Origin of the sequence: Nocardia anocheti (assembly GCF_029675105.1) — a bacterium.
Taxonomy (GTDB): Bacteria; Actinomycetota; Actinomycetes; order Mycobacteriales; family Mycobacteriaceae; genus Nocardia.
In genome coordinates this window covers 182,615-208,084 of sequence record NZ_JAQQFV010000002.1, presented here as the reverse complement: position 1 = coordinate 208,084, position 25,470 = coordinate 182,615, and the positions used below count along the sequence as shown (strand labels likewise).

The following is a 25,470-nucleotide window of genomic DNA, read 5'->3' as shown; positions in this document are numbered from 1 at the left end:
CTCCGCGTATGCGCGAGCTCTACGTGATCGGCATCGGTGCGGGCGACCCCGACCAGGTGACGATGCAGGCGGTCAAGGCCATGCGACGGGCCGAGGCGTTCTTCGTGATCGGCAAGGGTGATCAGAAGCGGGAACTGGTCGAGGTGCGCACGGCCATCCTGGCCGAACACGTCGACGGGGTGCCGCGCGTCATCGAGATCGCCGATCCGCCGCGCGAACGCGCGCCCGAGGACTACGCCGGGGTGGTGCGGGAGTGGCACGAGCGGCGCGCCGAACTGCTCGAAGCCGCCTTCGACCAGGTCGAGGGGACCGGCGCGATCCTGGTGTGGGGTGACCCGGCGCTCTACGACAGCACCCTGCGGATGGTCGAGCACGTGCTGGCGCGCGGGCACAGCAGCTTCGACTACACGGTGATCCCGGGCGTGACCAGCGTGGCCGCGCTGGCCGCGCGCCACCGGATGGTGCTGCACCGCATCGGTGAGCCGGTGCACGTCACCACCGGGCGGCGGCTGCGCGAGGAGGGCCTGGGTACCGGGTCGACGGTGGTGATGCTCGACGGCGACTGCTCGTTCACCGAGGTCCCCGGCGACGACACGCACATCTGGTGGGGCGCCTACCTGGGCATGCCCGACGAGACCCTGATCGAGGGACCGTTGCGCGAGGTCGAGCAGGAGATCGTCACCCGGCGCGCGCAACTGCGCGCGGCCAAGGGCTGGATCATGGACATCTACCTGTTGCGTGCCCGTCACGCGGAGCCGTAGCTCGCTAAACTGGCGTCCGTGCCCGAGCTTCCCGAGGTAGAGGCGTTAGCGCAGTTCCTGCGCGACCATGCCGTCGGTGCGGTGGTCGGGCGGGTGGACGTGGCCGCGCTGAGCGCGGTGAAGACCTTCGATCCGCCGGTGACGGCGCTGTCCGGACGGGATGTCACCGGGGCCGGGCGGTGGGGCAAGTTCCTCGGGATGGACTGCGGTGGGCTCTGGCTGATCACGCATCTCTCGCGCGGTGGCTGGCTGCGGTGGGTCGACGAGCCCAATCCGCTGCCACCCAAGCCGGGCGGGAAGTCGCCGCTGGCGCTGCGGGTGCATTTCTTCACGCCCGAGGGCGCGACCCCGGCGATCGACCTGACCGAGGCGGGGACGAAGAAGCGGCTGGCGGTGTATGTCGTCGAGGACCCGCTGCTGGTGCCGGGCATCGCGCGGCTGGGGCCGGACGCGCTGGCCGTCACCGAGGACGAGTTCGCTGCGCTGCTGGCGAACACTTCGCAGCGACTCAAGACCGCGCTGGTCGACCAGACCCTGCTGGCCGGGATCGGCAACGCCTACTCCGACGAGATCCTGCACACCGCCAAACTCTCGCCCTTCGCCAATACGAAAACCCTGCCCGCCGAGAAGGTTTCCCAGCTCTACACCGCCATGCGCGCCGTGCTGCTGGACGCGGTGGAGCGTTCGACGGGCCAGGACGCGGCCCGGTTGAAGGGCGAGAAACGCTCCGGCATGCGGGTGCACGCGCGCACCGGCGAGAAGTGTCCGGTGTGCGGGGACATCGTGCGTGAGGTGTCCTACGCGGAGCGGTCCTTCCAGTACTGCCCGACCTGCCAGACCGGCGGCAAAGTGCTCGCCGACCGGCGGATGTCGCGGCTGCTCAAATAGCGCTCAGCGCTGCCGCCATGCCTCTAGCAGCCGCAGCCAGAACTCGCTGACGGTCGGATAGGCGGGCACCGCGTGCCACAGCGTCTCCAGCGGTACCCGGCCCACGACCGCGATCGTGGCGGCGTGCAGCTGTTCGCCCATCTCGGGGCCGACGAAGGTGGCGCCGAGCAGGCGGTCTTCGGCGGTGTCGAGGACAAGCTTGGCCCGGCCCTGGAAATCGTCGCGGGCCAGGGCCGAGCCCGCCACCTCGATATCGAGTTCGACGGTGTCCACGGCGTGGCCGTCGGTGCGCGCCTCGTGTTCGGTCAGGCCGACCGAGGCGAGTTCGGGCGCGGTGTAGACCACCTGCGGGACATGCTGATGGTCGGCGCTCGCGGTGAAGCGGGGACCGTCGAGTGGTCGGCCCTCGGCGCGGGCGGCGATCACGTCACCACACACTCGGGCCTGGTACTTGCCCATATGGGTCAGGGCCGCACGGTGATTCACGTCGCCGACGGCGTAGAGCCAGTCGCCGGGGACACCGCGCGCGGTCAGGTGATCGTCGACCTCGACATAGCCCGGTCGCAGGCCGACGGTGTCGAGCCCGAGTCCGTCGGTGGCGGGCGCGCGGCCGGTCGCGACGACGAGTTCGTCGACCTCGAGTTCGCCGTCGTCGAGCACCAGGGTGACCGGTCCGCCGTGGATGCGGCCGACCCCGGAGTCGACCGGGTCGTGGCGCGAGACCAGGTGCGGTTCGGTGTGCAGGCGCACCGTCACCACGCCGGTCTCGCGCAGCCCGCGCAGGATCAGTTCGGAGGCGAACGGTTCGGCGCGTGGCAGCAGCCGGTCACCGCGCACCAGCAGGGTGACCTCCTGCGCGCCCAGTTCGGCCATCCAGGTGGCGGCCTCGCAGGCCACCACGCCACCGCCGATGATGGCGACCCGGCGCGGGACGATGGCCATCGCGGTGGCGTCGCGCGAGGTCCACGGCAGGGCCGCGCGCAGGCCGGAGATGTCCGGGATCATCGCCGTGGTGCCGGTGGCCACGACCACCGCGTGGCGGGCGCGCAGCACGCGGGTGCCCTCGGTGGTGACGACCTCGACCACGCGTTCTCCGGCCAGTCGGCCGGTGCCCCGGATGGGCTCGATGCGGGCGGATTTCGCCCAGTCGACCTGGGATTCGTCGTCGTAGTCGTGGACGAAGGTGTCGCGGCGGGCCAGCACGTCGGCGACCTGCGGGCCGCTGGCGGTGACCCCGGGCATCTCCTGGGCCAGCCGCAGCACCGCGCCCGGCCGCAGCAGCGCCTTGCTGGGCATACACGCCCAGTAGCTGCATTCGCCGCCGAAGAGCTGGTGCTCGATCAGCGCGGCCGTGCGGTCGCTGCCCGCGATGGCGTAGGCGGCGGCGTTCTCACCGGCCGGTCCCGCGCCGAGGACGATGACGTCGTAGTCGGCGTCGGTCACTGCAGATAGCCCTCGACCTCACCGGCCGGACGCATCGTGGCGTCGTCGGGGGATTCGGCGGCGTCGACCCGGGCGCGGCGCTGCCGCAGCAGGTCCCACGCCTGGTCCAGCATCACCTCGAGCTGGGCGAGCTGCTGGCGTTCGGCGACCGGGTCGATCGCGCCGGAGGCGGCCCTGGATCGCAGGTCGTGCTCGTCGTCGACCAGCTGCTTGATACGCGCCAGGATGTCTTGTTCGGTCATGTGCTCACCACTTCGATGCTCGGAGGGGTAGTACCGGGCGAACAGCGACCCGCGCGGGGGTCTGTGCGTCCATGCTACGACCGCGCGGGCTCGGCGCGCTGGGCCGCGGCGAGGCAGTCGGCGGCGATCGGTACGGCCACGGCCAGCTCGGCGGCGTCGAGGGCGGTGTAGCCGAGGGCGACGCCGAAGCGGTGTTCGGCGCCGAGATGGTGGCGGGCCAGGCCGTCGAGCAGCACGCCCCTGGCGCGGGCGGCCGCCACGGCGCGCCGTTCGGCGGTGGCGTCGGCCAGTTCGACCACCAGGTGCGAGCCCGCGTCGTCCCCGACCACGGGCAGCGCGTGGCGGGCGAGCGCGTCGACGACCAGGGCGCGGCGTGGCGGCACCACCCGGCGCAGCCTGCGCAGGTGCCGGGCCAGGTCGCCGTGCCGGGCGAAGGCGGCGAGTACCCGCTGACCCGCCGGGCTCGGCGCGGTGCCGGTGCGCGCGCGGTGGGCCAGCACGGCGTCGGTGATCTCGGGGCGGGCCACCAGCCAGCCGACGCCGAGGGTGGTGGCGACGATCTTGCTGGTGGTCCCGAGATGCACCACGACATCGGGTGCCATGGCCGCCAGCAAGGGGAGTGGCGCGGTGTCGTAACGCAATTCGCCGTCGTAGTCGTCCTCGATGACGAAGATGCCCGCCGCCCTGGCGAATTCGATGAGCTCGACGCGGCGCGCGGCGGGCATCCTGGCGCCGAGCGGGAACTGGTGTGCCGGTGTGCAATACACGGCGCGCACGTCGGCCGGAATGCGGTCGACGCGCAGGCCGTCGCTGTCGACCGGCACCGCGACGACCTCGATCCCCGCGGCCCGCATCGCGCCGACCGCGCGCTGATAGCCGGGGTCCTCCATGGCGACGCGGTCGCCGGGTCGCAGCAGGGCGGTGGCCAGCTCACCCACCGCCGCACTGGTCCCGGCGGTGGCCAGCACCACCGACGCGCTGCCCGCGGCCAGGCCGCGATGGCGCAGCAGGTGTTCGGCGACGGCAGTGCGGAACGCCGGTTCGCCCGCGCGGTCCTTGCGGGGTTCGCCGGGATCGTCACCGGCCGCCCGCCAGGCCCGTCGCCAGGCCGCCGGGTCCAGGGCCTCGAGACAGGGGGCGCCGGGGCCGAGGTCGAGCAGGCCGGTCTCGGGGTCGGGGTGCTCGGCCGGATCGGGGCCGGGCGGCGCGGCGGAGGGCGCGGTGCTGAGGTAGGTGCCCGAGCCGCGTCGGCCGGTGAGCCAGCCCTCGGCGTGCAGTTGGTCGTAGGCGGTGGCGACCACGGCCCGGCTGACACCGAGCTGCCGGGCCAGTGCCCGCGAGGACGGCAGCCGGTCGTGCACCCGCAGCGTTCCGCCGGTCGCGGCGGCGCGCAGGGCGTCGGCGACCTGCACCGACAGCGGTTCGGCGGCGGTGCGGTCCAGGGGGATGGGGAGTTCGTCGAGCACGGTTCACCTCGAATTGGCCTGTTGGAATTCCTGTGAATTGGATCTATTCGCGGTCCACTTCGTCGGCGAAGCTCATCCTATGACCACGCACGACGATCTCCGCCCCGCCCTCTCGCCGACCCCGCGCAGCACCCTGACCCGCGCCAAGGAACGCGGCGTCGCGGACCGGTCCGCCCTGGACGCGGTGCTCGACACCGGACTGGTCTGCCACCTCGGCGTGCTGCTCGGCGGCTCACCGGTGGTGCTGCCGACCGCCTACGGTCGCGTGGGCGACACGCTGTACCTGCACGGGTCCACCGGCGCGGGCAACCTCAGGGCCGCGGTCGGGAGCGAGATCTCGGTGGCGGTGACCCACGTCGACGGGGTGGTGTACGCGCGCTCGGCCATGCACTTCTCGATGAACTACCGGTCGGCGGTGATCCGGGGGCGGGCGGAGTTGGTCACCGACGAGGACGAGCGGGTCCGCGCGCTACGGGCGATCGTGGAGCACGCGGCGCCGGGCTCGTGGGACCGGGTGCGCCCGCCGAACCGCAAGGAGATGGCGGCCACGATGGTGCTCGCGCTCGACCTCACCGAGGCGTCGGTGAAGACGCGCTCCGGCGGACCCAACGACGACGCGGACGATATCGACACCGGCGGCGTGTGGGCGGGAGTCGTTCCACTGCACCAGGTCTGGGGTGCGGCCGAGCCCGCGGGGAATCTGGAACCGGGCGTCGCGGTGCCCGTCGATGTCGCGGTGCGCGCCGGGTTCGGTGCGAACGTGGCCGCGCTGCCGATCGGCTGAACTCAGCGCGCGCCGAGCGCCATCAGGTCCTTGGCCGACACCTCGGGCAGGTAGGCCCGGGTGAGCGCGATGCCGATGCGCGGCAGGTCGGCCTCGTCGCGATAGCACAGGTAGACCGGTTCGTGGCGCGGCTGGAACTTGGCCTTGAACGTGTGCAGCGACCGGAAGCCGTAGTACGGCTCCATGGCGGCGCCGAGTCCTTCGAGCAGGCGGTCGATGGGTTCGGCGTCGCCGGTCGCGGCGCTGCGGGCCAGCGGCGCGCCGGAGAGCGAGATGATCTCGGCGCCTTCCTCTTTGAAGGTCTGCGCCGCCGAGGCGATCAGGAACTCGATGACCGGGCGGAAGCCGTCGGGCCGCCTGCGCATCACATCCAGGGTCCAGCCACGGATCTCCCCGCCCGCCGCGTGGACCGGCAGCCACGAGGTCACGCCGTGCACGCTGCCCTCGGCGTCGATCGCCAGGCCGACCCGGACGGCGGGATCGAGCGCCTCCTCCACCCCGCCGAGCGTGAAACCCATTTCCGGCAGGCCCTTTTCGCCGACCCATTCCTCCGAGATGGCCCGCACCTGGGCGAGCACGGCGAAGGGTTCCTCGTCGAGATGGACCATGCGGAAGGTGATGCCCTCCTTGGTCGCCTTGTTGATCGCCGAGCGGATGTCCTGCCACGCTTTGCCTTTGAACTCGAGCTCCGGCAGGTCGACGAGGGTGTCCTCGGCGATCTGGGTGCTGCGCCAGCCGAGTTCGCCCGCCGACTCGGCCACGGTGGCGGTGGTCGAGAACAGGCACGGCACCAGGCCGTCGGCCTCGCAGCGGTCGGCGAAGCGGGCGAGGGTGTCGGGCAGCAGGTCCGGTGGGCCGATCGGGTCGGTGAGCGCGATGACGGTGCCCGCGTGGCGCTGGTAGGCGACGCAGCGTTCGCCGTCGTCGGCGAACCAGTATTTGTTCTCCGGCCAGGTCGTCATCCAGGACATGGTGCTCCCGCCGTAGCGGGTGAGCAGGGCGCGCACCGCGGTGCCGGGGTCGGTGCCGGAGAACGCGCCCTCGGTGATCTTGCGCCGGGCGGGCACCCGGAACGCGCCGCGGCCGCCGTAGAGCAGGATCAGTTCCCCGGCCCAGAGGATGGCGGTGCCGACGGTGACCGCGCCGGTGGTGGCGTAGTCGGTGCCCATGGCCACGCCGAGCAGGATCAGCGTGAGCACCACGTGCAGGGTGCCGTAGCCGACGGTGACCCACCAGGCCCAGCGGTGGCCCTTGCGGAGCTGATCGGCCACGATCGCGATCACCGCGACCGTGAGCAGCGTGCTCCACCCCGAGCCGCGTTCGTCGTCGGTGGGGCCGAGCAGGGTCTCGCTGGGGAAGAAGTACACCGTCACCGAGACCGCCGCGATCACCATCAACCCGGCGAAGGCCAGCATGCGCACCTCGCGCCGGGTGCGCGGCCAGAAGCCGTGTTCGCTGCCGCTGAAGAACTTCTCGCCCAGCGGCAGCCAGGCCAGCATCGCGAGCAGGTGCATCAGGTCGGCGAAGGTCGACTCGAACAGGAAGGTGATCGCCACATAGGCCACCAGCCCGGCCCGCAGGCGCAGCCGCCACGGGGAACGCAGGCTCGCCGAGACCGCCGCCAGCGCCGAGATCGCCGCGGTGGTGAAACCGACATCGCGCACCTCGGCGAGCCGGTCGGCCCAGGCGAGATGGGTATGGGCGAGCAGCCCGACCGTCACCGAGGCGCCGAGCACGCCGATGAGCTGACCGCTCAGGCAGACCAGGGCGGTGCGCGCGGTGCCCAGCCGCGATTCGGTCCAGCCGACCGCCACCGCGAAGAAGATCGCCATCATCAGGTATTGCAGTGGGGTGAGGCCGAAGAACCAGCCCGACAGCGGCGTCCACCACTTGCCTTCTTCCAGCGCGAGCCAGCCGTAGGCGATGTCGGGGAACCAGGAGCGCGCGTCGAGCCGCCGCCAGAGTCCGCCGCTGACGAGACCGAGCACCGCGACCAGCGCGAGGAAGCCGGTGGTGAACGGCACTCGGCGCAGCACCGCCGTGACGGTGGCGAGCGGGCGACCTGCCGCGGCTGCGTTCTCGTGCATCGATCCACCTTTGCTGCGAGTGCGCCGCACGGGCGCGGTGAAGTCGTCTGTGTACGGTACGTCCATCGAGAGCGATCGGGCATCAGTGGAGGTCAGCGATGGCGAAATTCACCGATCTGTCGTTGCTCGCCGGGTGGTTTCCGGTGACGTTGACCGTTCTCGGCGTGGTTGCCGGGGCGTGGCTGCTGTTCCCCCGGTCGCGGCGCTATGTCACCGCCGTGGTGCCGATCGTGCTGCTCGCCGCGGCGGTGCTCACGGCCGCGCTGTATCTGATCGTCGAGGAGTTGTGGCGGCCGTTCCCCGACTCGATCGCGGTGTCGGTGTACGTGCTGATCGGGATCGCGATCGCGGCGGTGCTGTTCGTCGTCCCCCGGATTCTGGTGCGCCGCACGCTCACCACGGCGCTGGTGACCGTGCTCGCCGCCGCGCTGGTGCTGGTGGCGGTGGGCGTGCGGGTGAATCTGGAATACGAGTCGTATCCGACGGTGGGCTCGGTGTTCGGGGACGACGAGGTGACGCGGATCGACGCGAGCGAGCTCACCCGGGCCGCGCGGACGATCGGCGGCCGCCCGCTGACCTCGGTCTGGTCGGCGCCCGGCGGGCTGCCCGACAGCGGCCGGGTACTCACCGCGACCATTCCCCCGACCGCCTCCGGCTTCGGTGCCCGCGACGCCGAGATATACCTTCCACCAGCCTATTTCGCCGACCCACGACCGCTGCTGCCGGTGCTGGTGCTGCTCGCCGGTGAACCGGGCGCCCCCGAGGACTGGATCGTCGGCGGGCAGTTGGTGCGGACCATGGACGCGTTCGCCCGCGCGCACGGTGGGCTCGCGCCGGTGGTGGTCGTCGCCGACGGTACCGGCGGTCAGCTCGCCGATCCGCTGTGTCTGGACTCCCGGCTCGGCAACGCCGCCACGTATCTGGCCGTCGACGTGCCCGCCTGGACGCGCGAAACCCTCCAGGTCGACCCCGATCCCCGCGCCTGGGCGGTCGGCGGGCTGTCCTACGGCGGCACCTGCGCCTTGCAGCTGGCCACCAATTTCGCGCAGGTGTATCCGACCTTCCTCGACTTCTCCGGTCAGGACGAGCCGACCCTCGGCACCCGGCAGCGCACGGTCGAGGTGGCCTTCGGTGGGGACGCCGAGGCGTTCGCGCGGGTCAACCCGCTCGATCTGCTGCGCACGCGCACCTATCCGGATTCGGCCGGGGCGTTCGTGGTCGGGGCCGACGACGACATCTACCGTCCGCAGGTCGAGCGCATGTACGAGGCGGCGAAGGCGGCCGGGATGGACGTGCACCTCGAACTCGTGCCGGGCGGGCACAGTTTCGGGGTCTGGGCGCGGGGGTTGCGTGACCAGCTGCCCTGGCTGGCGACCCGCCTCGGCATCACCCCCTGACGCCGACGACACGCGGGTCGGCGAAGGCGGGTCCGGCGGGTCGCGGTCGCGGATCAGTACAGTCCGACCCATGACGGAGGCGAGGCCCGGTGCGCCGCGGCCGACGCGACGCTCCTTCACCGAGGAACAGGTCGTCGACACCGCGCTGGCACTGCTCGACGAGGGCGGCCCCCGGGCGCTGTCGATCCGGGCGGTGGCCGCGCGGCTGGGCGTCAACCCGAACGCGGTCTACACCTATGTCGCCAGCCGTGACGCGCTCGAGCGCGCGGTGATCGACCGGGTGCTCGCGGCGGTGCCGCTGGGTCCGCTCGCCGACGCGGGTGTGGAATGGACCGCCGCGGTGATCCAGTTCGCCCTCGGCCTGCGCGACCAGCTGCTCGACCACCCCGCGGTGGCCTCGCTCATGATGTCGGGCCCGATGGACGGCCCCGCGGCCCTCGATGTCGGCGAGGCCCTGTTCGGCTGCCTGGCCCGGGGCGGTCTGCCCCTGGCGACGCGGGCGCACGGCGTGTACGCGGTGATCGTGCAGGTGCTCGGCGCGGTCGCCCTCGAGGTCGCCACCACCGACGGAAAGCCCCCGCTCGCACCGGAATCCGAACGCATCGCCCAGCGCCGGGCGACCCTGGACGGCCTCGACGCGCACCGCTGGCCCCGCACCGCCGCCCACCTCGACGAGATCGCCGCCTGGAACACCGTCGACCAGTTCGTCTGGGGCTTGCGCGTCCTGCTCACCGGAATGACAGCGGGCTGACGTCGATCACCAGGGGGCCGGGGTGAGGTGCGCGGTGTGGCAGGCGCGGGTGATGGCGGCGGGGAGGGTTTCCGGGTGGGGGGAGATGTCGACCAGGGCGAGGGTGTAGGTGTCGCCGAGGCGGGAGAGGTAGCCGGAGAGTCGGGTGCGGGGGAAGGCGCGGAGGCCGGGGTGGATGGCGCGGGCGGCGACGCGGTCGCAGTGGTGTGGGCCCACGGTGCGCAGGGTGTCGGGGAGGGTTCCGATATTGGAGCACAGGATGTCTCGTTCGCCCGCGCCTCTGCTCAGGGCGTGGGCCCACCGGTCGGGGACCACCTGGAGGATCTCCTCGGGGAGTCCGGCGGGGCTGGTCATGCGGCGCTGGTAGGCCGCGCGGGCTTTGGCGCGCAGCGTCGCGGGGGTGTCGCTGCGGTGGATCTCGATCTCGGTGACGGCGAGGTCGTTGTCGACGCGGGGTTCGTGACGGGTGTCGACCGGGAGACTCGCGGAGATCGTCGGATGCGGGAAACCGTTCTCCCACAGGATGTTCGCGACCAGGTAGAGGAACAGGCTGTTCGGCGTGCCGTCGGCCTCGGTGGCGGCGGTGTCCCACGCGGTGGCGTCGAAGGTGAGCAGGGTGCTGTGGACGGACCGGGCCTCGGTGGCGTCCGTGGTGGTGGTCGCGGGCCGGGTGGGGACGCCGTGGCGCAGGGCGCGGACGGTGCCGGTGAGGACCGTCGACCACAGTGACCAGGCGTCGGCCCAGTCGGAGCGGGCCTGGTCGCGCGGTGGGTTCGCTGATCGGACAGGCATTGTCCCGACCGAGGGCTCCGGTGTGCGCGCCGCGTTCGGGCCGGGAGCGATCGGCGCTGGCCCGTCGGCGCTTGCGTCCAGGTGGGCGAGGGCGATGGCGACAGCGTGGATGAGGCCGCGGGCGTCGGCGAGCGCGTGTGAGCAGGTGAGGGCGACGACGGTCCCGCCATCGTGGAGGGCGGCGGCCGAGAGGCGCCAGCCGGGGCCGTATTCGGGGTCGAGGTCCGTGCCGAGTGCGTCGGCCCAGGACAGGATCTCGTTCTCGGTGAGAACCGGGATGGCGTGGAGGTCGAGGGGGTGGGCGCGGGTGTTGGGTTGCCAGGCGCGGCGGGCGCCGGGGATACGGGGGCGGAGGACACGGCGGCCGAGGGAGCCGAGGCGTAGCTGGTCGTGGATCGCGTGCAGGAGGGTGGGGTCCATCCGGTCGGGGACGCGCCAGAGGCCCTGGAGGGCGATGGGGGTGCCCAGGCCGCGGTGGGTGCGCAGGAAGATCTCGTCGACGACGGTGAGCCGGTCCATCAGCGGGCCGGGTGCTCGGGACGCATGGCTCGACCCTACGACATCGACTCCCGCCCACCCCTTGCGTGAAGCGGTGAATCAGTGGTTCACTTCTTCCGTGGTGTACCGCAGGACCCCCGCCGTCCAGGCCCGGCTCGACGCGCAACGCGCGCTGATCGTGCAGGCCGCCACCCGGGTGCTCTCGCGGGACGGCTTCGCCGGGCTGTCCATGGCGGCGGTGGCCGCCGAGGCGAGCATCGCCACCGGCACCGTCTACAGGCAGTTCGAGAACAAGGCCGACCTGGTCGCCGCGGTGTTCGAGACGGTGGTGGCCCGCGAGGTCGACGCGGTGCGCGCCGCGGTGGCCGACGGCGCGGTGTTGCAGCGGGTGAGCGCGGCGGTGGAGACCTTCGCCGGGCGCGCGCTGAAGAACCCGAAGCTGGCCTATGTGCTGCTGGCCGAGCCGGTCGACCCCGCCGTCGACGCCCAGCGCCTCGAGTTCCGCCGCGCCTTCGCCGCCACGTTCGAGAACGCCATCGCCCTCGGCGTCGCCGAAGGTCAACTGCCACCGCAGGATTCACAGCTCAGCGCGGCCGCGCTGGTCGGCGCGATCGGCGAGGTGCTGGTCGGTCCGCTGGCCGACGCGCCGCGCGCGGAAACCGTCATCCCCGAATTGGTCGCTTTCGCCGTGCGCGCTCTGGGCGCACGGCCGGAATCGTTGTAGTCGAAGGAGAGTCGGCCATGTCGACCCATGAAGTGTTCAATCAGGTACCGGCGCTGGTCCCCTTCGACGCCGCGCGCAACCCCGCGCTGCTCGAGGGCCTGCACCGCGAGGGCGCGGGCTGGGCCGAGGCCGAGGTACGCGAACTCGGCGTGCTCGCGGGCGGTGTCGAAGCGCAGGAGTGGGGCAGGCTCGCCAACGAGTACCCGCCGGTGCTGCACACCCACGACCGCTGGGGACATCGCGTCGACGAGGTCGAATTCCACCCGCACTGGCACGATCTGATGACCGTCGCGGTGCGCCACGGCCTGCACGGCTCGCCGTGGCTCGACGAGCGTCCCGGCGCGCACACCGCCCGCGCGGCCAAGTTCTACACCTGGGGCATCGCCGACGCGGGCCACATGTGTCCGATCTCGATGACCTACGCCGTGGTCCCCGCGCTGCGCCACAATCCCGAACTCGCCGCGCGCTACGAACCGCTGCTCGGTTCCCGCGCTTACGATTTCGGCCTGCGTGAGCCGTCCACCAAGGCCGGTCTCATCGCGGGTATGTCGATGACCGAGAAGCAGGGCGGCTCCGACGTGCGGGCCAACACCACCACCGCCACCCCGCAGCCGGACGGCTCGTACCGCGTGGTCGGGCACAAGTGGTTCACCTCCGCGCCCATGTCGGACATGTTCCTCACCCTGGCCCAGGCGCCCGGCGGTCTGTCGTGTTTCCTGCTGCCGCGCGTGCTGCCCGACGGCACCCGCAACCCGATCCGCATCCAGCGGCTCAAGGACAAGCTGGGCAACAAGTCCAACGCGTCCTCGGAGATCGAGTACGAGAACGCCACCGGCTGGCTGGTCGGCGCCGAGGGCGCGGGCGTGAAGACCATCATCGAGATGGTCAACATGACTCGCCTGGACTGTGTGATCGGTTCGGCCACCGGGATGCGGCTGGGCGCGGTCACCGCCGTGCACCACGCCCGACACCGGAAAGCCTTCGGCGCGAACCTGATCGACCAGCCCGCCATGCGCAATGTGTTGGCCGATCTGGTGATCGAGTCCGACGCGGCCACCACCGTGATGATGCGCCTGGCCGGTGCCACCGACCGCGCCGGGAGCGATTCGGCCGAGGCCGCACTGCGCCGGATCGCGCTGGCCATCACCAAGTACTGGGTGTGCAAGCGCGCCCCCGCCCACGCCGCCGAGGCGCTGGAATGCCTGGGCGGCAACGGGTATGCCGAGGAATCGGGCATGCCGCGGCTGTATCGCGAGGCACCGCTGATGTCGATCTGGGAGGGCTCGGGCAATGTCGCCGCGCTGGACGCGTTGCGCGCCATGGGCCGTCAGCCGGAGACGGTCGAGGCGTACTTCGCCGAGGTCGGCCTGGCCCGCGGCGCCGACCCGCGCCTCGACGACGCCATCGATCGCGTCGACAAGGAACTCACCGACCTGTCCGACATCGAATACCGCGCCCGCCGCGTCGTGGAACTCATGGCCCTGGTCCTCCAAGGCGCCCAACTGGTCCGCCACGGCCACCCCGCCGTCGCCGACGCCTTCTGCGCCACCCGCCTCGGCGCCGACTGGGGCATCGCCTTCGGCACCCTGCCGGTGGGCACGAACACCGGCGCCATCATCGAACGCGCCTTCGTCGACCTGCCGTAGGTCAGGGACAGCGCGGTGGACGCGCCGGTGCCGACCCGATGACGTTAGGCTCGGACGATGGCGCGGGTGGACGAAGTCCTGACGGTGGGTGAACTGGCCCAGCGGATTCCGGTGTCCGCGCGGCCGGACAGGCGCGTGCTGCTCGGGATCGCGGGACCGCCGGGCGCCGGGAAATCGACACTGGCGCAACGCCTCTGCGCGGCGCTGCCGGTGCCCGCCGTGGTGGCGCCGATGGACGGATTCCACCTTCCCAACGCGGTGCTGCGGGATGGGGGCGCGCTGGCGCGCAAGGGCGAGCCGGATACCTTCGACACCGCCGGGTTCGTCGCCGGGCTGCGCGCGCTGCGGGCGGGGCCGGTCGGCGAACCGGTGCCGTGGCCGCTGTTCGATCGAGCGATCGACGAACCGACCGAGGCGGGCGTGCTCATCCGGGACGAACGCGTCGTCGTGATCGAGGGCAACTATCTGCTGCTCACCGAGACCGAGGCGCCGGGGTGGTCGACGGTGCGCGGGCTGCTCGACGCCTGCTGGTACCTCGACGCCCCGCGCGAGGTGCTCACCACCCGGTTGCTCGATCGGCACGTCCTCGGCGGACGGACACCGGTGCAGGCGAAGGCCAAGGTCACCGACAGCGATCTGCGCAACGCCGACCTGGTCGCCCACGGCAGGTCGCGCGCCGACCGGGTACTGACCGCCGCCGGAACGGGCTACCTGTTCGGCTGACCGGCGCGGGCTCCCCGGGAATCGGGCGCGGCCGGGCAATCATGGAACGATGACGCGCCCTCGGATGGCCGCTCTGCCCGGTCATGTCCTGCGTAACGGTGCGGCGGCGCTGTGCGCGCTGCTGCTGTACTACAGCGTGCCGGTGGGCTGGATCTTCGAGATGGACGCCTGGCCCGGTCGCGTCGGCGGGATGGTCACCTTCGTGGTCGGCGTGGTGGGTCTGGCCTGGCTGGTCTGGCGCCGGGTGGACCACTTCCTGCGCGCACCGGCGGAGGCGGGCGGGCGCGTCGACGGGGTGCTGCTGCTGGTGTGCGTCGTCTGTGTGGTGTTCGCGCTGTACTACTTCCGGCTCGAGGAACAGGACCCGGACCAGTTCACCGGCCTGGTGACCCGCACCGACGCGCTGTACTACACGCTGGCTACCCTCGGCACCATCGGCTACGGCGACGTGCACGCGGTCGGGCAGGCCGCGCGCATCGCGACCATGGTGCAGGTGGTGTTCGACCTGGTGGTGCTGGGCACCTTCGTCACCATCATCACCTCCAGCGTCACCGGCCGGATCGAGGAGGCCACCGCGGCCGCCCGCGCGCACCACCCGGTCAGCGGCGATGCGCCCGATACCAGCCGATGAGCGCGTCGGTCGAGGAATCACCGGTCGAGGCGGGTTCGCCGGGTTCACTGAGCAGCGGTGCCAACGCCAGCGCCTGCTGCTTGCCCAGCTCGACACCCCACTGATCGAAACTGTCGATGCCCCAGACGATGCCCTCCACGAACACCTGGTGCTCGTAGAGCGCGATCAGCTGACCCACCGTCGAGGGCGTGAGTTCCGGTGCCAGGATGGTGGTGCTGGGTCGGTTGCCCGGCATCACCTTGTGCGGCACCAGCTTCGGGTCGGTGCCCTCGGCCGCGATCTCCTCGGCGGTCTTGCCGAAGGCGAGCACCTTGGTCTGCGCGAACAGGTTGCTCATCAGGATGTCCTGCATGCTGCCGGTGCCGTCGCGGGTGGGCAGGTCGTCGGTGGAGCGGGCGAAGCCGAGGAAATCGGCGGGGATCAGCCGGGTGCCCTGGTGCAGCAACTGATAGAAGGCGTGCTGGCCGTTGGTGCCCGGTTCGCCCCAGAAGATCTCGCCGGTCGAGGAGGTCACCGGGGTGCCGTCGGCGCGCACCGATTTGCCGTTGGACTCCATCGTCAATTGCTGCAGATATGCCGGGAATCGCGCCAGATCATTCGAATACGGCAGTACCACACGGGATTCCGCGCCGAAGAAATTCGAATACCAGATGCCGAGCATGGCCAGCAGCACCGGACCGTTCTCGGCGAGCGGGGCGCTCGCGAAATGCCGGTCCACCGCGTGCATTCCGCTGAGGAACTCGGCGAACTGTTCTTTGCCGATGGTCACCATCACCGAAAGTCCGATGGCCGAATCCACCGAGTAACGTCCGCCGACCCAATCCCAGAAACCGAACATGTGCGCGGTGTCGATACCGAATTCGGCGACCCGTTCGGCATTGGTCGACACGGCGACGAAATGCTTGGCCACCGCGTCCTCGCCCAGCGCGGCCACCAGCCAGCGGCGCGCGGCGGTGGCGTTGGTGAGCGTCTCGAGGGTCGAGAAGGTCTTGGAGGCGACGATGAACAGCGTCGTGGCCGGGTCGAGTCCGGTGAGCTTGGCGACCAGATCGGCAGGGTCGACATTGGAGACGAAACGGGCCTCGATCTCGGCGTCGGCGTAGTGGCGCAGCGCGCGATACACCATGTCGGGGCCCAGATCCGAGCCGCCGATGCCGATATTGACCACGGTGCGGATGCGCTGACCGGTGGCACCGACCCACTTGCCCGAACGCACCGAATCGGCGAACTCGCCCATCCGGTCGAGCACCTCGTGCACCTCGGCGTCGGCGTCGGTGCCGTCGATACACAGCTGGTCGCCGTCGGGCAGGCGCAGGGCGATGTGGCCGACCGCGCGGTCCTCGGAGGTGTTGATGTGGGCGCCGGAGTACATCTCGTCGCGGCGCGCCGGTACCCCGGCGGCCTCGGCGAGATCGACCAGCAGACGCAGGGTTTCGCGGGTCACGCGGTGCTTGCTGTAGTCGATGCGCAGATCGGCCACCTGCACGGTCAGCTCCCGGCCGCGCGCCGGATCATCGGCGAACAACTGCCGCAGGTGCACGGGCGCGACGGTGCGGTGCTGCTCGTGCAGTGCCTGCCAGGCCGCCGACGCGGTGATGTCGCTGCTCACGCAAGCGAGGGTACCGCGTCGGGTATTTCCCGGCCCCGCGTCGTTCGCTCATCGGGACCGCGGTTGTGTGTTGATCGATGTGTATGTCCCCGGGGTCGGCCTAGGCTGGCGGCATGGTGTCTGAACGCGACGTACTCGAATTCGTGCCCAAGGGGTTGTGGATCGGTTCCGGACCGGTCGAAGCCACGGGGGGAGGGACCTTCGCGGTGCACAATCCGGCCGACGGCTCGGTGCTCACCGAGGTCGCCGACGCCACCCCCGAGGACGCGATGCGGGCACTGGACGCGGCCGTCGCGGCGGGTCCGGACTGGGCGGCGACACCCTCGCGCGAGCGCGGCGAGATCCTGCGCCGGGTCTTCGAGCAGCTCACCGCGCGGGCCGAGGAGTTCGCGCTGCTGATGACACTCGAGATGGGCAAGGCGCTCGCGGAGAGCCGCAACGAGGTGCGCTACGGGGCCGAGTTCTTCCGCTGGAACAGCGAGGAGGCGGTGCGGATACACGGCCGCTACCTGCACGCCCCCTCGGGGACCGGGCGGATCATGGTGCACAAGCAGCCGGTGGGTCCGTGTCTGGCGATCACGCCGTGGAACTTCCCGCTGGCCATGGGCACCCGCAAGATCGGGCCCGCGCTGGCGGCGGGCTGCACGATGGTCGTCAAACCGGCCTCGGCGACGCCGCTGACCATGCTGGCGCTGGCGAAGCTGTGCAGCGAGGCGGGGCTGCCCGACGGTGTGCTGTCGGTGGTCACGACGAGCCGTTCCGGGGCCGTCACCGGACCGCTGATCGACGATCCGCGCCTGCGCAAGCTCACCTTCACCGGGTCCACCGAAGTCGGCAAGAAGCTCGTCGAGGCCTCGGCGAACCGGCTGCTGCGCACCTCCATGGAGCTCGGCGGCAACGCGCCGTTCGTGGTCTTCGACGACGCCGACATCGACGCCGCCGTGTCCGGCGCGATGCTGGCCAAGCTGCGCAACGGCGGCGAGGCGTGCACCGCGGCCAACCGGTTCCACGTGCAGCGCGGGGTGGTCGCGGAGTTCACCGAGAAGCTGGTGGCCGCGATGACCGACAGCGTGGTGCTGGGGCCGGGCGCCGATCCGTCGACCACCCTCGGACCGCTGGTCAGCGAGGATCAGCGCGAGATCGTCAGCGAACTGGTCGACGACGCCGTCGGCGTCGGGGCCAAGCTGCTGCTCGGTGGTGAGACGCCCGCCGGGCCCGGCTGGTTCTACCCGGCGACGGTCCTGGGTGAGGTGCCGCCGCAGGCGCGGATCCTGAGCGAGGAGGTCTTCGGGCCGGTGGCCCCGATCGTCGCCTTCGACACCGAGGAGGAGGGCGTCGCGGCGGCCAACGACACCCGATACGGCCTGGTCAGCTACGTCTACACGCGGGATCTGGACCGGGCGCTGCGCATCGCCGAGGCGATGGAGACCGGCATGGTCGGCGTGAACCGGGGCGTCATCTCCGATCCGGCGGCCCCGTTCGGCGGGGTCAAGGAATCCGGGTTCGGGCGCGAGGGCGGCACCGAGGGCATCGAGGAATACCTCGACACCAAGTACATCGCGCTGAGCTGAGCCGGAAAACAAGAACCGCCCCGGGGATGGTGTAGCACCCGGGGCGGCCTTTTCGGAGGCGGCGAGCCGAGGCTCGTCGCGTGGTGTGTGGGGGTCTAGCGGCCGAGGCGGCCGCGACCGAGACGGAGCAGGAGCATGGCGAGGGTGTGGCCCTCCTGGCCCAGCTCACTGAAGCGTTCGAGCACTTTCATCTCCCGGCTGTGGACCAGGCGCGGGCCGCCCGAGGCCATCCGGGTGCGGCCGATGATCCGGGAGATCTCGCTGCGTCGCTTGATGGCGGCGAGGATCGTGGCGTCGAGCTGGTCGATCTCGAGGCGGAGCTTTTCGATCTCGGCCTCGGACTGCGGCAGCGCCGAATCGGACCCGGTCGTCGTAGCAGGGGTGCTCATCATTCATCTCCTCGTGTCAGAACTTGGATCGGTCGGACGCCACGCCCTGTTACCCGATCTGTTCCTTCACCCTGAAACTTTCCCGACGGGCGGTACCTGATCCCCCCGGAAGTGCGCAAACAGCCTGGCCCCTCACCACGATATCGGATCGCGGGCCAGAACCCGAGCCCCAGTCTGCCACGGGGTGGTAGCTATGCAAAACAGTTGTGTTTGTGAATTACCTGAGAAGGTTCACCCGGGGTTCACCGAGCCGGTGGCAGTTCGCCGCGTGTCGGTGCCCGCCGGTAGCGTGGTCAGACGATGGATATCACGGTCGCTCCCCACGCCTCAGCCGCCGATCCCAGCGAACCCGCAGCCGCGCGCGGCGGCGCGTCGTTACCGCATCGGGACAGTGGTGGCGGTGGCACGTCCGGGGGCGGTCTCGCCGAGGCGGCGGCCCGGCGCGGCGCCGAGCAGGAACAGCGCCGCAAGGAGCGCGAACAGCGGCGCGCCGAGGAGACCGAGCGGCTGCTCGACGGGCTCAATCCGCAGCAGCGCGCGGCCGTGGTGCACGCGGGTTCGCCGCTGCTGATCGTGGCGGGCGCGGGCTCGGGCAAGACCGCGGTGCTCACCCGCCGCATCGCCTACCTGCTCGCCGCCCGTGGCGTGCAGACCGGGCAGATCCTGGCCATCACCTTCACCAACAAGGCCGCCGCCGAGATGCGCGAGCGGGTGGCCGGGCTGGTGGGTCCGCGCGCGGCCAGCATGTGGGTCTCGACTTTCCATTCCAGCTGCGTGCGCATTCTGCGGATGCAGGCCGCGCTGCTGCCCGGCCTGAATTCCAATTTCTCGATCTACGACGCCGACGATTCGCGCAGGCTGCTCACGATGATCAGCCGCGATTTCGAGATCGATACCAAGAAGTACACCGCCCGGCTGCTCGCGACCGCCATTTCCAATCTGAAGAACGAACTCATCGACCCGGCGAAAGCCGCCGCCGACGCCGAGGCCGACGACAGCGAACTGCCCACCCTGGTCGCCCGCGTCTACGCCGAATACCAGAAGCGGCTGCGCGCGGCCAACGCCCTGGACTTCGACGACCTGATCGGCGAGACGGTCGCCCTGCTGCAGAACCACCCGCAGGTCGCCGAATACTACCGCCGCCGATTCCGGCACGTGCTCGTCGACGAGTACCAGGACACCAACCACGCCCAGTACGTGCTGGTGCGCGAGCTGGTCGGGCACGGCGCGGGCGAGGACGACGTCGAGCCGAGCGAACTGTGCGTGGTGGGCGACGCCGACCAGTCGATCTACGCCTTCCGCGGCGCCACCATCCGCAATATCGAGGAATTCGAACGCGATTTCCCCGACGCGGAAACCATTCTGCTCGAACAGAACTACCGCTCCACCCAGCACATCCTCTCCGCCGCCAACGCGGTGATCGCGCGCAACGAGAACCGCCGCGACAAGAAGCTGTGGACCGATTCCGGTGAGGGTGAACTCATCACCGGTTACGTCGCCGACAACGAGCACGACGAGGCGGCCTTCGTCGCCAAGGAGATCGACCGACTCGTCGACGCGGGTGACGCCAACTACGGCGACGTGGCGGTGTTCTATCGCACCAACAACAATTCCCGCGCGCTGGAGGAGATCTTCATCCGGATGGGGCTGCCGTACAAGGTGGTCGGCGGGGTGCGGTTCTACGAGCGCAAGGAGGTCCGCGATGTGGTGGCCTACCTGCGGGTGCTGGAGAACCCCGACGACGCGGTGAGCCTGCGCCGGATTCTCAACACGCCTCGCCGTGGCATCGGCGACCGGGCCGAGGCGTGCGTGGCGGTGCACGCCGAGCAGCGCGACATCGGTTTCGCCGCCGCGCTGCGCGATGCCGCCGACGGCAAGGTGGCCCTGCTCAACACCCGCGCGCAGCGCGCCATCGCCGGATTCGTCGACCTGCTCGAGGAGATCCGCGCGGCCGGTGCGCGCGCCGACAGCGAGTATCCCGACGTGGGCAATGTGGTCGACGCGGTGCTCGACCGCACCGGCTATCGCGCCGAGCTCGAGGCCTCCGACGACCCGCAGGACGGCGCGCGGCTGGACAACCTGAACGAACTGGTCAGCGTGGCCAGGGAATTCAGCTCCGAGGCGTTCAACAACGCCGAGGCCGCCCGCGAGGAAGGGCTGGTGCCCGAGGCCGCCGACGGCGAACCCGAGCCCGGCTCGCTGGCCGCGTTCCTCGAGCGGGTCTCGCTGGTGGCCGACACCGACCAGATCCCGGACGAGGGCACCGGCGTGGTCACCATGATGACCCTGCACACCGCCAAGGGCCTGGAGTTCCCGGTGGTCTTCGTGACCGGCTGGGAGGACGGGCAGTTCCCGCACATGCGCGCGTTGGGCGATCCCGCCGAACTGGCCGAGGAACGCCGCCTCGCCTACGTCGGTATCACCCGCGCCCGGCAGCGGCTCTACCTCTCGCGCGCGGTGGTGCGCTCGGGCTGGGGGCAGCCGGTGTCGAACCCGGAATCGCGCTTCCTGCAGGAGATCCCGCAGCATCTGCTGGACTGGCGGCGGCTGGAACCGGTGGTGTCGCCGGTGCAGCGCGGGCGTCGTCGCGGGGAGGACAGCGGGTTCGATCGGGACTGGACCCGTGGGGACGGCTGGGATCAGCGGCCCGGGGTCCGGGGCGGCGGCGGTGAGCGCAGGCCCGCGCCCGGCGGTGCGGTCAAGCGCAACAACACCGGTCTGGTGCTCGCCGTGGGTGACCGGGTCAGCGATGACAAGTACGGACTCGGTCGCGTGGTCGCCGTCGACGGTGTGGGTCCCGTCGCGACCGTCACCATCGACTTCGGTTCGGCCGGGAAGATCCGGCTGATTCCCCAGTTCAGCCGGACCATCGTCAAGTTGTAGTCACCTGCTGGGGAGTAGGTCGTTCAGGGCTTCGTCCAGGGTGGGGTAGCGGAAGGTGAAGCCGGTCTTCGGGAGGATTTCCGAGGTGGCGTGACGGCCGGTGAGGCCGAGGGCGGGGTCGGTGCGCAGGACGACGGCGCCGACGGTGAGCATGGCGCTCGGGGTGGGCGGGGCCGGAGGGCGGTGCAGGGTGCGGCGCAGGGTGGCCATGAGTTCGGTGTTGCGGACCGGGTTCTCGGTGGCGGCGACCAGGATGCCGTCGGGCAGGGTGACCTCGGGGTCGAGGCCGAGGCCCGCGCGGACGATGGCCAGCCAGTCCTCGATGTGGATCCAGCTGAACCACTGGTCGCCGGGGCCGACGCGTCCGCCGAGTCCGGCCTTGGTGAGTTGGCCGAGGCGTTTGAGCGCGGGGGCGTCGGGGTCGAGCACGATCGAGGTGCGCAGGATCGTCCAGTGTTCGGCGCGCGCGGGGTCGAAGGCTTGCTCCCACGGCTGGGCGACGCCGGTCATCTGCGGCAGGCCGACCGGCAGGGGAGTGCTTTCGGTGCACCGGGTTTCGCCCGCGTCCGACCAGATCGCGGTGGTGCTGGCCTGGATCCAGTAGTCGACGGGGGTGTCGCGCAGTCCGGCGGCGGCGACCAGCGCGGTGGTGGAATCGACGCGGCTGGACCGTAATTCGGCGACATTGCGTTCGGTGGGTCGACAGTCGACGAGCTTGCCCGCGAGGTTGATCACCGCGATCCGGCCCGGTTCGCGCAGTTCGGCCGACCATGCGCCGACCGACCGGCCGTCCCATTCGGTCTGTCGGAACGGCACTTCGGGGTTGCGGCGCCGCGTCAGCAGGGTGACGCGATGACCGCGGCAGGTGAGGTCGGCGGCGATCTGCAAGCCCAGCGCACCGGTGCCACCGGCGATGACCGTGGTGAGCGCGTCGTCGGCGGGGACCAGTCCGGCCAGCCTCGCCAGGCGCGAGAAGTTCACGCGCGCGGCGGTTTCGATGAACGGGCGCACCACCGTGCGCGCGGCCGCGGCGGACGGTCCGGTGAAGCGCAGTTCCTGGGTGATCTCGGTGCCGCCGTCACGGGCGGCCAGGCGCCAGGTGAGGTGCATGGTGCCCGCGGGTTCGGGCTGGGTGATGCTCAGCTCTCGTTCGGGCTCGAAGACGCTGACGGTGAACGGTTTTCCGAATCGACCGTGCACCCGCGCCGCGACCTGGCCGTTGGGCACATAGTCGCCGGTGGCCCCGACGGCCGTGGCCCCGCGCATCCGCACCGCCCGTACGCCCGGATTCCACTCCGGCCACCGCGCGAGATCCCCCAGCACTCCCCACACCGACGCGGGCGGAAGTGCGATGAACTGTGTGTACTTCGTCGTACCAGCCATGGCTGGAACGCTAATCGGGTGTGGCGGCACTGGGAAGGGTGCCGCTGGTCACCTAGTCGCGCTGGATGCCCAGGCTGATGCCGCGGGTGGCCAGCCACGGGACCGGGTCGATCTTGTCGGTGCCGTTGAGCCACACCTCGAAATGGCAGTGCGGGCCGGTGGAGAAGCCGCGGTTGCCCATGGTGGCGATCTGATCGCCCGCCAGCACCCGCTCGCCCGCGGAGACGGTGGCGGTGTCGATGTGGCCGTAGATGGTGATGGTGCCGTCGTCGTGCAGCACGCGCACCCACATGCCGAAGCCGGAGGCCGGGCCCGCCTCGATGACGGTGCCGTCGGCGACCGAGTAGATCGGCGTGCCGATCGGACCGGCGACATCGATGCCGAGATGCTGCACGCCCCAGCGGGCACCGAAGCCGGAGGTGTAGCTGCCCGCGGCGAACCTGGCGAACAGCGGACGCAGCTTGGCGGATTCCTGCGCGGCGAGGTCTTCGGCGAACTTCGCGCCCTTGGCGAGGATGTCGCCGAAGTCGTTCTTGTCGGCGACCGCGGTGGCGTCGAGGACCTGCGGCGCGGTGCCCTGGTCGTCGAGGCCAGCGGTGTTCATCGACTGCGCGGCGATCTCGTGGATCTGGCCCGCGGCTTCGTAATCGACGCCGTGGTTGGGCTGTTCGGGCGAGGCCATCGCGGCCTGACCGGCCGCCACGACCGCACCGGCGGCGACGGCGATGACCGCGGCGCGGCCCTTGAGCGCGGCGGGCGGGGCAGGGACGCGATGCGCGCCGCCACGTCGTTCGGCCCGGTGGGTCTCGGGCGGTGCGGCGTAGGCGCCGTCGGAGGCGGCGGGCTCCCAGGTGGCGCTGCTGTAGGTGCCGGAGTCGTAGGAGTCGGACTCGTCGGCGGTCCACTCGTCGTCGGCGGGGGTCCAGGCGGCGTCACCGGACCAGCTGTTGTTCTGGGTGTGCCAGGAATCGGTGCGCGGCCACGCGGTGTCGGGCTGTGCCGCCGGGGCGCGTCCGGCCTGCGGGTGCGAGGTGTACTCGTCGGTGTACCGGTAACGATGTCCGGAGCTCTGCTGGTTGTCGAGCGAGAAGGTGGAGCGGTGGTTCATCGGCTGCGCCGAATCGCCGACGGCTGTGCCAAGCGAGTGCTGAAGTGCCTCAAGCTTGTCGTCCTCCTCAGTCCTGACCTGCCAGTCGTGACCTGGTTGTCGTGACCTGGTTGTGACTTCGACCGCATTGACGGTAACGAAGCGATTGCAGGGTGGCAAGCGCTGGTCGGAAACCTACACCTACCTGTGAGATTCGTCACTGTAACGCAACACAGAATCTCACCGTTTTCGACGTCCTCGGGTGAGGTCTGTCGACGACATAACGTAGTAGATGTCGGACCGCCCCGGCTTTACCCGGCGCGACCTGCCACGCCGTGCGAAATCGCCCGAAAACTACTCGCCAGTAGCCTTGACCGGCGGTTTTGTGGACCTCCCGTTAGGGGTCGTGACCTGCGCCACTTAGGATGAATGTGGCCGATTGGCCCTCCATGTGACTGGTTAGAGTCCGACCCGACCCGCTACCGACGTCGGGCCGCCAACAAAGACGTTGTCATAGCAACGCAGACGAGACGGTGAGTACATGGATCTCTTCGAATATCAGGCGAAGGAGCTCTTCGTTAAGCACGGAGTGCCTTCGTCCGAGGGCCGGGTTTGCGACACGGCCGAAGAAGCGCGCGCGATCGCCGAGGAAATCGGCAAGCCGGTGATGGTCAAGGCGCAGGTCAAGGTGGGCGGTCGCGGTAAGGCGGGCGGCGTCAAGTACGCGGCCACCCCGGAGGACGCGTTCACCCACGCGCAGAACATCCTCGGCCTCGACATCAAGGGCCACATCGTCAAGAAGCTCCTGGTCGCCGAGGCCAAGGACATCGCGGAGGAGTACTACATCTCCTTCCTGCTCGACCGTTCCAACCGCACCTACCTGGCCATGTGTTCGGTCGAGGGCGGCATGGAGATCGAAGAGGTCGCCGAGAAGACGCCCGAGCGCCTGGCCAAGGTGCCCGTCGACGCCGTCAAGGGTGTCGACCTGGCCTTCGCCCGCTCGATCGCCGAGCAGGGCCACCTGCCCGCCGACGTGCTCGACGCCGCGGCCGTGACCATCCAGAAGCTGTGGGAGGTCTTCACCAAGGAAGACACCACCCTGGTCGAGGTCAACCCGCTGGTGCGCACGCCCTCGGACGAGATCCTCGCCCTCGACGGCAAGGTCACCCTGGACGAGAACGCCGAGTTCCGTCAGCCCGGCCACCTCGAGTTCGCCGACGTCGAGGCGACCGACCCGCTCGAGCTCAAGGCCAAGGAGAACGACCTCAACTACGTCAAGCTCGACGGTGAGGTCGGCATCATCGGCAACGGCGCCGGTCTGGTCATGTCGACCCTGGACGTCGTCGCCTACGCCGGTGAGAACCACGGCGGCGTGAAGCCCGCCAACTTCCTCGACATCGGCGGCGGCGCCTCGGCGGCCGTGATGGCCGCCGGTCTGGACGTCATCCTGGGTGACGCGCAGGTCAAGAGCGTGTTCGTCAATGTCTTCGGTGGCATCACCGCGTGCGACGCGGTCGCCAACGGCATCGTGGGCGCCCTCGAGGTGCTCGGTGACGCGGCCACCAAGCCGCTGGTCGTTCGCCTGGACGGCAACAACGTCGAAGAGGGTCGTCGCATCCTCGCCGAGGCCGCCCACCCGCTGGTGACGCTGGCCCAGACCATGGACGAGGGCGCCGACAAGGCCGCCGAACTCGCCTTCAGCGCCAAGTAAGGAA

General features: G+C 70.6%; 21 protein-coding genes. 12 read left to right on the top strand and 9 right to left on the bottom strand.

Annotation, left to right across the window (positions count from 1 at the left end):
- Positions 1 to 8 precede the first annotated feature (8 nt).
- Both cobF and QC180_RS04990 read left to right on the top strand, forming a co-directional pair.
- Entirely contained in the window at positions 9 to 761 is a 753-nt protein-coding gene (cobF, locus tag QC180_RS04995) for a precorrin-6A synthase (deacetylating) (protein WP_278261399.1), read from the top strand.
- A gap of 18 nt (positions 762 to 779) precedes the next feature.
- Positions 780 to 1,649 (top strand): Fpg/Nei family DNA glycosylase, encoded by an 870-nt coding sequence (locus QC180_RS04990; RefSeq protein ID WP_278261398.1) that lies wholly within the window; start codon positions 780 to 782, stop codon positions 1,647 to 1,649.
- A 3-nt stretch (positions 1,650 to 1,652) separates the two neighbouring features.
- Here the strand turns inward: QC180_RS04990 and QC180_RS04985 are convergent, their stop codons facing one another.
- The 3 genes from QC180_RS04985 to pdxR all read right to left on the bottom strand — a co-directional run bounded on the left by QC180_RS04985 (position 1,653) and on the right by pdxR (position 4,800).
- Positions 1,653 to 3,092, bottom strand: coding sequence for a dihydrolipoyl dehydrogenase family protein (locus tag QC180_RS04985; protein WP_278261397.1), 1,440 nt, complete (start codon positions 3,090 to 3,092; stop codon positions 1,653 to 1,655).
- Entirely contained in the window at positions 3,089 to 3,334 is a 246-nt protein-coding gene (locus QC180_RS04980; protein WP_278261396.1) for a DUF2630 family protein, read from the bottom strand. Before QC180_RS04980 ends, QC180_RS04985 begins: the two co-directional genes overlap by 4 nt.
- A 74-nt stretch (positions 3,335 to 3,408) precedes the next feature.
- A complete protein-coding gene (pdxR, locus tag QC180_RS04975) occupies positions 3,409 to 4,800 on the bottom strand; it encodes a MocR-like pyridoxine biosynthesis transcription factor PdxR (protein ID WP_278261395.1) in 1,392 nt (463 codons plus the stop codon).
- A 79-nt stretch (positions 4,801 to 4,879) separates the two neighbouring features.
- Here pdxR and QC180_RS04970 point away from each other — a divergent pair, with 79 nt between their 5' ends.
- Entirely contained in the window at positions 4,880 to 5,584 is a 705-nt protein-coding gene (locus tag QC180_RS04970; protein ID WP_278261394.1) for a pyridoxamine 5'-phosphate oxidase family protein, read from the top strand.
- Positions 5,585 to 5,586: 2 nt separating this feature from the next.
- Here QC180_RS04970 and QC180_RS04965 read toward each other — a convergent pair whose 3' ends face one another.
- The gene (locus tag QC180_RS04965; RefSeq protein WP_278261393.1) at positions 5,587 to 7,671 is read right to left on the bottom strand and encodes a bifunctional lysylphosphatidylglycerol flippase/synthetase MprF; all 2,085 of its coding nucleotides are present in this window, start codon (positions 7,669 to 7,671) and stop codon (positions 5,587 to 5,589) included.
- A 98-nt stretch (positions 7,672 to 7,769) separates the two neighbouring features.
- Between QC180_RS04965 and QC180_RS04960 the strand changes: the two genes are divergently transcribed.
- A complete protein-coding gene (locus tag QC180_RS04960; RefSeq protein WP_278261392.1) occupies positions 7,770 to 9,068 on the top strand; it encodes an alpha/beta hydrolase in 1,299 nt (432 codons plus the stop codon).
- A 70-nt stretch (positions 9,069 to 9,138) separates the two neighbouring features.
- Positions 9,139 to 9,819 carry a TetR/AcrR family transcriptional regulator gene (locus QC180_RS04955; protein ID WP_278261391.1) on the top strand — a complete coding sequence of 227 codons (681 nt, stop codon included), beginning with the start codon at positions 9,139 to 9,141 and terminating at the stop codon, positions 9,817 to 9,819.
- Between the two features lie 6 nt (positions 9,820 to 9,825).
- Here QC180_RS04955 and QC180_RS04950 read toward each other — a convergent pair whose 3' ends face one another.
- On the bottom strand, positions 9,826 to 11,130 hold the full coding sequence (locus QC180_RS04950; protein ID WP_278261390.1) for a hypothetical protein: 1,305 nt from the start codon (positions 11,128 to 11,130) through the stop codon (positions 9,826 to 9,828).
- A 97-nt stretch (positions 11,131 to 11,227) separates the two neighbouring features.
- On the opposite strand from QC180_RS04950, the gene QC180_RS04945 reads away from it, so the two are divergent.
- From QC180_RS04945 to QC180_RS04930, 4 genes are read left to right on the top strand one after another with little or no spacing between them, the layout of a single operon-like run.
- Positions 11,228 to 11,833: a TetR/AcrR family transcriptional regulator gene (locus QC180_RS04945; protein WP_278261389.1), complete on the top strand. Its 606-nt coding sequence runs from the start codon at positions 11,228 to 11,230 to the stop codon at positions 11,831 to 11,833.
- A 17-nt stretch (positions 11,834 to 11,850) separates the two neighbouring features.
- Positions 11,851 to 13,479 (top strand): acyl-CoA dehydrogenase family protein, encoded by a 1,629-nt coding sequence (locus tag QC180_RS04940; protein ID WP_278261388.1) that lies wholly within the window; start codon positions 11,851 to 11,853, stop codon positions 13,477 to 13,479.
- Between the two features lie 57 nt (positions 13,480 to 13,536).
- Positions 13,537 to 14,202: a nucleoside/nucleotide kinase family protein gene (locus tag QC180_RS04935; RefSeq protein WP_278261387.1), complete on the top strand. Its 666-nt coding sequence runs from the start codon at positions 13,537 to 13,539 to the stop codon at positions 14,200 to 14,202.
- Between the two features lie 49 nt (positions 14,203 to 14,251).
- Positions 14,252 to 14,833, top strand: a complete 582-nt coding sequence (locus QC180_RS04930; RefSeq protein ID WP_278261386.1) for a potassium channel family protein — start codon at positions 14,252 to 14,254, stop codon at positions 14,831 to 14,833.
- Here QC180_RS04930 and pgi read toward each other — a convergent pair.
- Positions 14,802 to 16,442 (bottom strand): glucose-6-phosphate isomerase, encoded by a 1,641-nt coding sequence (pgi, locus tag QC180_RS04925; protein ID WP_278261385.1) that lies wholly within the window; start codon positions 16,440 to 16,442, stop codon positions 14,802 to 14,804. The genes QC180_RS04930 and pgi overlap by 32 nt on opposite strands.
- Before the next feature lie 113 nt (positions 16,443 to 16,555).
- On the opposite strand from pgi, the gene QC180_RS04920 reads away from it, so the two are divergent.
- Positions 16,556 to 18,013 (top strand): NAD-dependent succinate-semialdehyde dehydrogenase, encoded by a 1,458-nt coding sequence (locus QC180_RS04920; RefSeq protein WP_278261384.1) that lies wholly within the window; start codon positions 16,556 to 16,558, stop codon positions 18,011 to 18,013.
- 95 nt (positions 18,014 to 18,108) lie between these two features.
- Here the strand turns inward: QC180_RS04920 and QC180_RS04915 are convergent, their stop codons facing one another.
- A complete protein-coding gene (locus QC180_RS04915) occupies positions 18,109 to 18,402 on the bottom strand; it encodes a chorismate mutase (protein WP_022566231.1) in 294 nt (97 codons plus the stop codon).
- Positions 18,403 to 18,702: 300 nt separating this feature from the next.
- On the opposite strand from QC180_RS04915, the gene pcrA reads away from it, so the two are divergent.
- Entirely contained in the window at positions 18,703 to 21,285 is a 2,583-nt protein-coding gene (gene pcrA, locus QC180_RS04910) for a DNA helicase PcrA (RefSeq protein WP_278261383.1), read from the top strand.
- On the opposite strand, the gene QC180_RS04905 is transcribed toward pcrA, so the two are convergent.
- Entirely contained in the window at positions 21,286 to 22,668 is a 1,383-nt protein-coding gene (locus QC180_RS04905; protein WP_278261382.1) for a DUF1731 domain-containing protein, read from the bottom strand. It abuts the gene before it with no gap.
- A 52-nt stretch (positions 22,669 to 22,720) separates the two neighbouring features.
- Positions 22,721 to 23,776 carry a M23 family metallopeptidase gene (locus tag QC180_RS04900; RefSeq protein WP_278261381.1) on the bottom strand — a complete coding sequence of 352 codons (1,056 nt, stop codon included), beginning with the start codon at positions 23,774 to 23,776 and terminating at the stop codon, positions 22,721 to 22,723.
- Positions 23,777 to 24,296: 520 nt separating this feature from the next.
- On the opposite strand from QC180_RS04900, the gene sucC reads away from it, so the two are divergent.
- Complete coding sequence (gene sucC / locus QC180_RS04895; RefSeq protein WP_278261380.1) at positions 24,297 to 25,466, top strand: ADP-forming succinate--CoA ligase subunit beta; 1,170 nt, start codon at positions 24,297 to 24,299, stop codon at positions 25,464 to 25,466.
- Positions 25,467 to 25,470: the final 4 nt, after the last annotated feature.